We start from the raw sequence: 11,472 nt of genomic DNA, 5'->3' as shown, positions 1-11,472 counted from the left end.
TCGCCCCACTCTGCTAATTGTTATCAGTACAAATAATGGTTATTAGTACAAACCAGATGTAAAGTGCATGCCGTAGAACACGTTGCGACCCAGAATCTCTGCAACGAACAAGGCAACGAATGCCACGATAACCAGCAAGTTCTTCTGACGACCTTCTGCGGTAAACAACTCAGCGAATACCCAAAGAGCAGCAGCAACCACAAGCAACAGCACATGACCGGCAACATAGCCAGACAGCATGGTGATTTGATCCAAGCCACTGTGAATCGCCGTTGAGATACCTGCGAAGTGAATCGTCTGCATCACTGAAAACGCTAGGTTCAGCGCAATCAGGCTTACACCAGCCCACATTAGGCGACGATTGGTTTTCTCAGCCGTCACATCCAATACGTTGATCAGCGTGTAACCAAACATCAGACCCGAAGTCACGACCGTGAACCAAAACGCAACCGTTGTCATTGGTGAGTACCATGCTGGAACCGTTTCGATTTGGTAAACATTTGCCATCGCGAACATGAAAATCACGCCGACCGCGATAGACAACCAGTTCACGATTTTTCGAACGCCTTCGCTACCGATTTTTAGAATCGTCAGCAACCAGTACAAACCCGCTAGAGACAGAAAGCTTGCACCCGTTAAGATCTCGTTAGATAGCGCCGCACTACCAACACGGTTTAATGCGTTGAAGGCACGAAGTGGGCTACCCAAGTGAGTGGTTGAGAACAAGAAACCCAATCCCATTACAACCAAAATTGCGAAACGAGCGATGTTCATACGAGGTTCTGTCACACGTGGTGGCTTACCGAATTTCTCGAACGCATTAACCGTTAGGTGCGCGCCAACCGCTGTTTGAGCAAGAACCGTAAAGGCAACTAATGGTGCTTCGTATAACATTATTTCACCTCTCTTGGATTCTGTAGGAAACCAGTGCGGTCATTGGTTGGACGACCATTTGGATTTAGCTTCACGATCAGGTTCGGGCTCGTAATGCGAGAATCTGGCAATGGTGCGACATCCGCGTTTGAACCGTATTTCGCGCGTAGTTCATCAATTGGACCAAACTCAATCGCACGCAATGGACAGCTGTCCACACACACTGGCATTAAGCCTTCTGCGACACGTTCGTAACAACCATCACACTTAGTCATGTGACCTTTTTCTTCGCTGTATTGAGGTGCGCCGTATGGGCATGCCATGTGACAAGATTTACAGCCGATACACACGCTTTCATCGACAACAACAAAGCCGTCTTCTTCACGCTTGTGCATTGCACCTGATGGACAAACCTTGGTACACGCTGGGTTAGTACAGTGGTTACAAGAGATCGATAGGTAGTACGCGAACACGTTTTGACGGAACGCACCGTTTTCTTCCGTCCAGTTGCCGCCTACGTATTCGTAAACACGACGGAAGTTACGGTCGATACCCAGGTCTTTGTTGTCTTTACAAGAGAGCTGACATGTTTTGCAGCCAGTACATTTGCTTGAATCAATGTAAAAGCCATACTGCTTCGCTGTGCTCATTATTTAGCCCCCATTTTCTTAATTAGCGTCACTTCAACGAGGTTGGTATGGCTCGGGTTCGATTTTGCCAACGGGCTCGGACGTTGTGTTGTCAGCACGTTGATTGAACCCGCTTGGTCAACACCTTTTGCGTTTGGTGCGTACCATGCGCCCTCACCTAAGCCAACCACATGCGGCATGATGCGTGGGGTTACTTTTACGCGAACGTTCATTTCACCGAACTTGCTGCGCACGCTAACCAAGTCACCGTTATCGATGTTGCGTGACGCTGCATCAATCGGGTTAATCCAAAGTTCCTGTGGTGCCGCTGCTTTTAGGATGTCCACGTTACCGTACGTAGAGTGCGCACGAGCTTTGTAATGGAAACCCGTTAACTGAAGTGGGTACTCTTTACGATCTGGTGAATCCCAGCCGTTGAACGTCGATACGTATTCAGGCAATGGCTTGATGGACTCATCTTCATCCAACTCCCATTCTTCGTTGATCTTCGCTAACGTCTCTGAGTAGATTTCAATCTTGCCCGATGGCGATGGTAGTGGGTTCGCTTCTGGGTCACGACGGAAGTCTTCAAACGCCACATATGGGCGGTCGAATTGCTTCTTGTAGATGCCCTGCTTTCTCATCTCATCGTAAGACGGCAAGTTTGGATCGTTGTTTTGTTTAACGGTCTGAGCGTACATCCATTGCAGCCACTCTTCTTGAGTGCGACCTTCAGTAAACTCATCAAACACGCCCATGCGCTTCGCCACACCAGACATAATGTCGTAGATAGGTTTGCATTCGAAACGAGGCTTGATCGCTTGGCTTGCAAAGATGAAGTAAGGCATTGATGCAGCGGCACCATCCATACAGAAATCCGATTGCTCTGACGTTGTACAGTCTGGCAGTACGATATCGGCATACTTCGCAGAAGACGTCATGTGGTTGTCGATCACCACAATCATTTCACACGCTTTTTCATCTTGAAGAATTTCGTGTGTGCGGTTGATGTCTGAGTGTTGGTTAATCAGACAGTTACCTGCATAGTTCCAGATGAACTTGATGTTATTTTGGAGCTTTTGAACACCTTTAATGCCGTCAGTAAGATCGGTCATCTCAGTACCACGGAAAATCGCGTCTGTCCAAAGGAACATTGGGATAGAAGCGCTGATCGGGTTTGGCACTTTCGGGAAGCGTTGGAATGGGTAAGAATGGTTACCCTCACGAGCACCAGTACCACCACCTTGTAGACCAACCTGACCACGAAGCAGAGACAGCATCATGATCGCTTTACACGCTTGCTCACCATTTGCTGAGCGTTGTAGACCCCAGCCTTGGGTGATGTAAATGCGTTTTGCATCGCCGATTTCACGCGCAAGTTTCAAAATCACATCAGCAGGAATACCTGTGATTGGCTGTGCCCACTCTGGTGTTTTCTCGATACCATCTGGACCTGTGCCCATGATGTAATCTTTGTAGCTGCCGTTTTCTGGCGCTGACGCTGGCAGTGTTTTGCGGTCGTAACCCACACAGTAACGGTCAAGGAAGTCTTGGTCGACTTTATCTTCGCTAATCAATACATGTGCGATAGCAGCAATCAGTGCAGCGTCAGTACCATGCTTGATTGGTACCCATTGGTCTTCACGACCCGCGGCAGTATCGGTGTAACGAGGGTCGATACAGATCGTACGTGTGTGGCTGATGTTTTTTGCATCCACGTAGTTGTGAACCTGACCACCGCCCGACATACGAGTTTCTGCGGGGTTGTTACCAAACATCAGACAAAGATCTGCGTTTTGCACGTCGTCAATCGAGTTGTTGTCTACCCAAGTGCCGTAGAAGTACTCAGACATACATTCAATGTTCGCTGCTGAGTAGTCACCATAGTGGTTCAGGTAGCCACCACACAGGTTCATCATACGTGCAACCAACGTCGCGCTTGGATCCCAACTCTTAGTTACTGTACCACCCAAGGTACCCGTACCGTAGTTTAGGTAAACCGCGTCATTGCCGTAGTCTTTAATGATGCGTTTCAGGTTGTCACCAATGAGGTCAAAGGCTTCGTCCCAAGTGATACGTTTAAACTTACCTTCACCACGTTTACCAACGCGAAGAAGTGGGTATTTCAAACGGTCTGGCGAGTAAACACGGCGACGCATAGAGCGACCACGCAAACAAGCACGAACTTGATGGTTGTGGTTATACACATCATCGCCCGTGTTATCGGTTTCTACCCATTTGATTTCACCGTCGACCACGTGCATACGAAGCGGACAACGAGAACCACAGTTTACGGTACATGCCGACCAGACAATTTTTTCATTTGGTTTTGCTGGCGTTTCTTTGGCAACTGCTTTAGTTGCAAACGGGAGAGAAAGTGCGTTTCCTGCTAACGCTAAAGCGCCAAGTGCAGAACCACCCTTTAAAGCATCACGCCGAGTAATATTAAACTTACCATTTTGACTCATGGTTTTTTCCTAAATTACGTTTTTGAATTTGGTAGTGGCGCTTAATTAATGGCTATAAGTGGGGAAAGAACACTCATTAGAAATAAATGACATAGAGATTGTATTTTCAAAATAGGCATTCATTGAAAATATCTAATTTCATTTTGATTAATACACAAAGCAAATCAAAATAACATTTCTACAAAACCATCAATTAAGCCAGAACGCATAAGCCTTGAGCAACTAAGGCATGACGAGCTACCACTATCGATATCCTTGTAGATTTAATGGTTAATAAGTTTGACCCCCATCAATTTATAAAAACGATTAAACGTAATCTTATATTTCATTTCGAGCTTTTTTATTAATGGAATATTAATAGGTCAGAAGGGTGTCAATTCGATTAAATATAGAAATGATTTTTGAATTAAATAAATAAAAAATACAAATACAGAAGAATGGGAATAAGAATAGTTACCAATTGATAAAATTAAAAAAGCCTCATGTCAATATGAGGCTTTTGGTATTTATTTTGAGCTGAGATTAAAAATCGTACTGGAAGTAGATCGTATTGTAGTTACTCCCGCCTTTAATGCGACCAAACTGGGAAGCGTTCTCGAAGATCGCACTGCGGTGATGCAACGAGTAACCGACCCACATGTTCTCCCAATCTTTTTGGTTGAACAGGTCGCCAACGTTCACATCAACTGAAAAATCTAAATAGTTAAGTAAGTTACTTGGCGTATAACCCTTCTCTTCCATTTCTGTTGCTTCTATGTAAGTAATATTATCGATGTAAGACATACCTTCTGCCACACCAAATCGCCACTTCGTCGGCCAATTGAAGGTGTAGTAAGCCTTAATCGCAACAACATATTCGGTACTGGAGGATTGCACATCAGAAGACCAGTGATGAACAAGACCCGGCGTTAGGTAAATATCCAAAGGTAAGCCAAACAACTCATCCGTCAATGGGTGCCCGTAGAAGAAAGAGGTCATTTGGTTATTGTACTCATCTTTCTCGGCATTAAGTTTGAAGATGTCACCCATATTAGAAGGCGTAGCCCAACCGTGTGCGACTCTTAGATATGGGCGATTTCGTAAATCAGACTTACGTTCTTTGCCTTTATCGTTGAAGAAACCAAAGCCAACAAAGACTTCACCTTGGTAACGGTCTTCTACGATTTGGCTATGGTATGCTTCACTGTCTAGGCGAGTAACGCTAGTTTCCCCCAAGAGATACAAGTTAGAAATCACGTGGTAACGTGCTTTGATACCTAAGTTAGCATCAATACCCGCACCAATTTTCTCTCCCGTCGCGTCTTTGAATGAGTAGTACGAGCTATTGAAGTCGGCGTCTTTATAACGAATTGTAAAAGAGGGCTCTAATTCCCAATCGCCAAACTCATAGTTAGCAGCGATTCGGTAGTTAGAATGAAACTGGAATTCGTCATCCGCCATCACTTCAAATTCAGCACGCCAGTTTTCGTCAAAGTTGTAACGAATCTGACCACCAAAATCGACGCGATCCCCTTCGAAGGCATTTTGAATGGACTTCGGGATATCTACAAAGCGCAGGCGCATAATCGCACTTGCACGCCAATCGGAGTCACTCTCATCATACAAGAACACCCCACCTTCAATACCGTCAATGTAGAGATGCTCGTTTTCAAAGAACATCATCGGCACAAACGTGCTCACTGTTGAGTCGTCATTGGCAGTATAAAATGGAATTGAAGCAGTACGGTACATCGCTGCAATCCCCCACTCTTGCTCTGCGTTTTTTGACTCCGCTAAAGCAGCACCACTAAGCAATAAACCAGAACATGCCAGCGATACTGTTAATACGTGTTTCATAGTTCCTCTATGTCACTGTTATTTGAGAAGGTCTCGAATGAGAAAGAGTATATCTGACTTTACCCGCCTATCTGTGAAAATTTTGCTTTATACACCAAAGAGCAAGCCCTACCAGTTAACACTGGCAATAAGTTAACCTCCTACACACTGCACTTTTGGCTAAGTTGATTACTCTGCACACAATCAAACGGGAAACGGTCAAATTTCTCTCTTCTCTCGTCAATGAGATTTAGATTTTTGCCAGATTCGCCGATACAATAGAAAACCAATGATCAAAGCCGCAGTTAATCGTGAAAGCATCTGAACTCATCTCCATTATCAACAACTTGCCGGAAGGTAGCGACCCCGATATCGTGATGGGTGAAGAATGGCTACCAGAACGCTTGGAAAACACCACACTCGATGGTGATATGCTGTTTTTACACTTCGATAATGCACCGGAAGATGGTCAGGGTGAAGAAGAAGGTCGCGGCTTCGTTGAGCACGAAATTGACTTGATTCGAACTCGCCTACAACAAATTCTCGATGAAGACAGCGACAACGCTTCAAAAGCCGACGCAATGTTGGGTTTATTTCTAATGGGACATGAACTTAGCAGCTCACAAGTTATCGAAATACTCGAAGAAGACTCAGAACACTGATCCAGAATAGTAAGGTACCACTTTGCCAACATCGCTCAATACCAACGAACTTTCCTCCCTTCCTCTGGTTGTTGCCGGTCCAATTTTAAGAAAAGTTACCGCGACGGAAGTGAATATTTGGTTGGTGACCACGCAACCTCTCGAAGGTTTGGTTAAAATCAGCGATGCGAACACTGGTGAACAATACTATTCCAAGCCCGTATCAGTAGAACATCTATTGCAAGTAGGCAAACGTGCTTGGGTTTGCATGCTGACGTTACAAGGCGAATTTCCTACCCATAAAGCATTGCGTTATCAACTCCATACTCAATCCGGTTTATTGACCGAATTGATGCCCCACTTGGTCTACGGTGAAGACACAGATTCAGTGCAAGGTGTCGAGTTCCTAATCAGTGAAAAAGCCGATTATGTTCTGCATGGCTCTTGTCGCAACCCACATCATTTTAGTAAAGACACTCTGGTCCAAGCTGACGCAAAAGTTGCTAGCCAACCGATAGAAGACCGCCCTGATATGCTCATCATGAGCGGCGACCAAATCTATGCCGATCATGTCGCAGGTCCGATGCTTGATGCCATTGAACAATTGGTCAAATTATTAGGCTTGCCTGATGAAGAGTTCGACCAAGCGCCAATTAAAAACACGCAAGAGCTTTATCAAAGCCCAGATTGTTTTTATGGCAGGGATAACATTCTTCCCCACTATGTTGACGATGGAAGCATACTCACCAAGCTCTTCCCGCATCGTGGCACACCTATTTTTAGCTCACGCGAATGTGAAAACCACCTCATCAGCTTTGCCGAGCTTTTTGCGATGTACCTACTCGTTTGGTCTCCAGTACCTTGGACATTAGTCAATCGTGAACGTTTATTGGATAGAAAATTCACGACCGGCGGAAAAGCGTTAGAGCCGAAATGGCAACAACATTGGCGCGATGAGAAGATTCACATCGATGCATTTGTCGCAGGGTTAGATAAAGCTCAGCGTTTGCTAGCTCACGTACCGACCTACATGATCTTTGATGACCATGACGTCACCGACGATTGGAACCTAACGGTTGGCTGGGAAAAAGCAGCGACTGAAAATCTCTTCTCGCGCCGAATCATCGGCAACAGTCTGATCGCTTATTGGTTGTGCCAAGGTTGGGGTAACGCGCCAGAAAAATTTAACGCCCCTTTTATGGAGCACGCTCGTCGTTACTTTGAAGAACTGACTTCAGAGTACCAAGATGACTTCATCCAATACCTATATCGATTCGAAGATTGGCATTACACCATCCACACGTCACCGAAAGTAGTTGTTTTGGATACACGTACTCGCCGCTGGCGTTCAGAATCACGCATGAATAAACCATCGGGTTTGATGGATTGGGAAGCCTTGATTGAGTTCCAACAAGAGCTGATGCATCAAGACAAAGTGATCATCGTCTCTGCCGCACCCATGTTTGGAGTGAAGTTTATTGAAACATTGCAACGCATCATGACCAGTTTTGGTCAGCCGTTGCTGATTGACGCAGAAAACTGGATGGCGCATCCAGGCAGTGCGAATACCTTGATAAGTATTTTCACTCACACCAAAACCCCGACTAACTTTGTCATTCTGTCTGGTGATGTGCACTACTCTTTCGCTTATGACATCAAATTGCGTTTTCGTCGCAATAGTCCAAATATCTATCAAATCACGTGTAGTGGGATTAAGAACCAGTTCCCAGCGCAACTGCTGACAGCGTGTGATGCCATGGACCGTTTGCTTTATAGCCCCCGTTCACCGCTAAACTTCTTCACCAAACGTAAGCGTTTGAAGATTTTTAAGCGTGCGCCAAGTAACCACAATTTTTACCGATTAGTGAACCAAAGTGCAATTGGCGAGCTGAGATTGGATGACGACGGAAAGCCATGCAATATCAGTATTTTAACTGGTGAAGGTGATTCAATACATTTCCCGCCTACAAAGGTTGAGGAATAAATCCGCTTTTTGGCGGTCAAATACTGTATTGATCAAAAATGTCATCTCAATCGTATGAGATCTTGATCAAATTCAATCAAGACCTTGAGATTTGCTCAAACCATTACCATCTTAAATAAATAGATAACAGCTTGGTGCTCAACATGTTTAATTCGCTTACTTCATTATTTAAACAACTTATAGAAGGCTCGGACCTTAGCCAATCCAACACACTGTCACCCAATATGGCGATAGCATGTTTGCTTTGTGAAGTAGCTGGTGCGGACCATCAAATCGATGAAAGAGAACAAGCAACCAAACGCTCTTTGATCATGAAATTGCTTTCCCTAACAGAAGAAGAGACCGACACACTACTGAATCAGGCTCAAAACAGATCGAGTGAGTCGACTTCCCTTTATGACTTTACGTCTCAACTGCGTGAGCTTTCACAAGAAACCCGCTATGAACTGATCAAGAGTATGTGGGAAGTGGCGTACGCTGACGGTGAAATTGACCCATTGGAAGATGCCGTAATTCGCAAAACAGCGGAGCTACTCTATGTAGACCACAGCGATTTTATTCGAGCGAAATTGCAATCTCAGTGAAGCACAGTCTCCATAAACAGTAAGAACCAATAAAAAACGCGCTACATGAGCGCGTTTTTTGTGTCTCTAGTCTGGATTAGGTCGAATCAAACATCGTCATCTCCGCAAGAGACTAGCCAACATTGTTGTTATTTAAAACTAACTTAGTACTGGCTTATGACGAGCAGACTGAAATCCAATGAAAGATTTATGAAAACAGAAACTTATAGCATGGTCAGTGCTAGTTTCGCCAAGTTGTAAGCGTCAACATAGCCCGAGTGCTGGCGACCTTCCCACTCAATGCCTTTTGCTTCTTGCGCCGCTTTATGACCAATGCGCTTATCTTTAAGACGGTTTTGGATTCGGTACAACGTCGCTAAGTTGATGAACTCGGTAAATGGCGCGTCAATGCCCTTTTGTTGGCATTCTTCAAGCAAGATAAGATCATCGCGCCCCCATGAAGCATAGATCTTATTACGACCACCAAAGTTCTTTAGCATCGACTTAAGCACTTCTTCTAATGGTCGACCTTGCTTTTCAATCTTACGTGGTGTGATGCCAGTTAACTCTGCACAAAACAGGGACACTTCATCATGCTCAGGTTTCACGTAGTATTGCGCGCGCTTAACGATTTCACCTTTCGACAAATCTATTTCCGCCAAACCAACTTCAATGATCTCGCCTGTACGACCCACGCCGTTTTCATTCCAGCAGCACATTTCTAAATCGAAGCAGACGATACGGTTATGGTTCATAGTTTGTCTTGATTCCTAACGTAAATTTGAAAGCGTGAGATTCTACCGTAACGAATCTCAAAACTCGAATTTGCTCGCTGAATTAATCGCCGATCGATACAGAGTTTCGACCATTTTTCTTACTTTGGTAAAGTTGCACGTCCATTTTATGGAATAAGCTCTCAGGATCTTCGTCGTTATGTACCGCAGCGCCAATGCTCAAAGAACAAATGATTGGTGTACTTTCATATTCAAATGGCGAGCTTGCGACAATACCGCGTAACTTCTCCAGATAGGCGGCTAGTTCTTCCTTGTCCGTCACTCTAGATAAAATGCAGAACTCATCGCCACCTGCTCGGTAGAAACGATCACCATCGAGCAAGTTAGCATTCACAAGCTTGGTTACGTGCAATAACGCTTCATCTCCGGCTAAATGACCGTACTTATCGTTAATCACTTTAAAGCGGTCAATATCGAAACCCACTAAAGAAAACTCAACGCCACTATTAATGTAGTGCAGTAAGTTATCGTTAAATACGCGTCGGTTAAGCAATTGGGTCAATGGATCCAACTCTGCCATGCGTTTTAGCTCAACCGTTTTGTTATCAAGCATCACCGCAAGACGTTCTTTTTCACGTGATTGAAGATTGACGATATAGCTGATCAAGATAGCAATGACTAAACCCGCAATACCGGTTCCATAAAGGACAGAACGCTCCCACGCCGAAACAGATTCAGACAGCTTAAACTCAACACGCCATTCGCGATTTGGCAGTTGAATCGTGCGACTAATAACTTTGCCGTGCAGCTCATCCCAGTTTGAGCTTTTAAACAATAGAGGGTCGTCGTAAGCATCAAAGCCCTTGTCTTCAACTTTTACAGACATATCCAATTCCGTCGCGGTTTTGGTAATCAATTGATCAAAATAGACAGTACTGCGCACTACCCCAACAACGACACCAAGTAGCTCGTGTTTGTCATAGCTAAATACCGGGTGGTAAACCAACAGACCACTTTTCTCCAATGACTTGTCGTATCCGTCTTGAAGCAAGCGGACTTTGTCTGAAATGTTGGCTCGATCGTGGGTAATAATGTCATCTAGGATCAGTTCGAAACGCAAACGTGAAGAATAAAAGCCAAGCAAAGACAAGTTAGTTTCAGTTCTTGGATAAATATCAGTCGCTATGTATGCAGGAGCTTGGTCTTTCAAGATGTAACCAAACGTCTTCTCACCATCTTTCGGTACTGTAAAGATGTCAAAATCAGGGAAAATTTGACGAGTTTTCGCCAAATAGACGTCGAGCTCACTTGGTTCAACACGTTGCATCCATTGCAAGCCAACCAAGCTCTGTGAACTTTCGACGACTTGTTTTGCGTAGTAAGGAAATTGTGTCCAGTATGACTTATCAACGGAATGGAAAAAGTTTGCACCAGCGCCGATGAACTCAAGATCGTTTTCTACTGCCAGTTTAAGAGATTACGCTTGGCGATCTGCCAGGGTATCGAAAATGGTCATGGTGTAACGCTGTTGTATTTTATAAGCGACACCAACCATGCCCGCAGTGACAATAACGACTGCAATAAAAGCTACAATAGAAGCAGAGTACCGTTTGAAAATGCTCTGTTGAGCCGTGCTATATGTCATTTACTGTTCCACGTTTTTTGCGTGTCATGCTTCGATAATGATGGAAATACTGCGCCACATGTGGGTAAACATCAAGCAACAACGTTTGAGTCCCCATCTAATCGTTGATTTTTCATGCTA

8 protein-coding genes and 1 pseudogene are annotated in these 11,472 nt (G+C 44.7%); 3 read left to right on the top strand and 6 right to left on the bottom strand.

The window, feature by feature from the left end:
- Window positions 1–42: 42 nt before the first annotated feature.
- The 4 genes from OH463_RS03160 to OH463_RS03145 all read right to left on the bottom strand — a co-directional run bounded on the left by OH463_RS03160 (window position 43) and on the right by OH463_RS03145 (window position 5,806).
- Window positions 43–894, bottom strand: coding sequence for a dimethyl sulfoxide reductase anchor subunit family protein (locus OH463_RS03160; RefSeq protein WP_023585783.1), 852 nt, complete (start codon window positions 892–894; stop codon window positions 43–45).
- Window positions 894–1,523: a DMSO/selenate family reductase complex B subunit gene (locus tag OH463_RS03155; RefSeq protein WP_005433785.1), complete on the bottom strand. Its 630-nt coding sequence runs from the start codon at window positions 1,521–1,523 to the stop codon at window positions 894–896. Before OH463_RS03155 ends, OH463_RS03160 begins: the two co-directional genes overlap by 1 nt.
- Complete coding sequence (locus OH463_RS03150) at window positions 1,523–3,970, bottom strand: DmsA/YnfE/YnfF family dimethyl sulfoxide reductase (RefSeq protein WP_269990485.1); 2,448 nt, start codon at window positions 3,968–3,970, stop codon at window positions 1,523–1,525. Before OH463_RS03150 ends, OH463_RS03155 begins: the two co-directional genes overlap by 1 nt.
- A gap of 522 nt (window positions 3,971–4,492) precedes the next feature.
- Complete coding sequence (locus OH463_RS03145) at window positions 4,493–5,806, bottom strand: MipA/OmpV family protein (protein ID WP_005451842.1); 1,314 nt, start codon at window positions 5,804–5,806, stop codon at window positions 4,493–4,495.
- Between the two features lie 290 nt (window positions 5,807–6,096).
- Between OH463_RS03145 and OH463_RS03140 the strand changes: the two genes are divergently transcribed.
- The 3 genes from OH463_RS03140 to OH463_RS03130 all read left to right on the top strand — a co-directional run bounded on the left by OH463_RS03140 (window position 6,097) and on the right by OH463_RS03130 (window position 8,994).
- Complete coding sequence (locus tag OH463_RS03140) at window positions 6,097–6,447, top strand: hypothetical protein (protein WP_005451841.1); 351 nt, start codon at window positions 6,097–6,099, stop codon at window positions 6,445–6,447.
- A gap of 22 nt (window positions 6,448–6,469) precedes the next feature.
- On the top strand, window positions 6,470–8,410 hold the full coding sequence (locus OH463_RS03135; protein WP_269990484.1) for an alkaline phosphatase D family protein: 1,941 nt from the start codon (window positions 6,470–6,472) through the stop codon (window positions 8,408–8,410).
- A gap of 143 nt (window positions 8,411–8,553) precedes the next feature.
- Entirely contained in the window at window positions 8,554–8,994 is a 441-nt protein-coding gene (locus tag OH463_RS03130) for a tellurite resistance TerB family protein (protein WP_005451837.1), read from the top strand.
- Between the two features lie 203 nt (window positions 8,995–9,197).
- Here the strand turns inward: OH463_RS03130 and OH463_RS03125 are convergent, their stop codons facing one another.
- Window positions 9,198–9,728: a 3'-5' exonuclease gene (locus OH463_RS03125; RefSeq protein WP_005451835.1), complete on the bottom strand. Its 531-nt coding sequence runs from the start codon at window positions 9,726–9,728 to the stop codon at window positions 9,198–9,200.
- Between the two features lie 82 nt (window positions 9,729–9,810).
- Window positions 9,811–11,352, bottom strand: a pseudogene (locus OH463_RS03120) (sensor domain-containing diguanylate cyclase).
- Window positions 11,353–11,472 lie beyond the last annotated feature (120 nt).

The sequence above is a fragment of the Vibrio sp. NFR genome, from assembly GCF_027587095.1.
Taxonomy (GTDB): domain Bacteria; phylum Pseudomonadota; class Gammaproteobacteria; order Enterobacterales; family Vibrionaceae; genus Vibrio; species Vibrio harveyi.
Note: the sequence above shows the minus strand (reverse complement) of the source record. Positions and strands in the feature narration are given on the sequence as shown.

Coding starts and splice junctions, on each gene's coding strand:
- OH463_RS03160 (WP_023585783.1), bottom strand. CDS start 894: ATGTTATACGAAGCACCATTAGTTGCCTTTACGGTTCTTGCTCAAACA.
- OH463_RS03155 (WP_005433785.1), bottom strand. CDS start 1,523: ATGAGCACAGCGAAGCAGTATGGCTTTTACATTGATTCAAGCAAATGT.
- OH463_RS03150 (WP_269990485.1), bottom strand. CDS start 3,970: ATGAGTCAAAATGGTAAGTTTAATATTACTCGGCGTGATGCTTTAAAG.
- OH463_RS03145 (WP_005451842.1), bottom strand. CDS start 5,806: ATGAAACACGTATTAACAGTATCGCTGGCATGTTCTGGTTTATTGCTT.
- OH463_RS03130 (WP_005451837.1), top strand. CDS start 8,554: ATGTTTAATTCGCTTACTTCATTATTTAAACAACTTATAGAAGGCTCG.
- OH463_RS03125 (WP_005451835.1), bottom strand. CDS start 9,728: ATGAACCATAACCGTATCGTCTGCTTCGATTTAGAAATGTGCTGCTGG.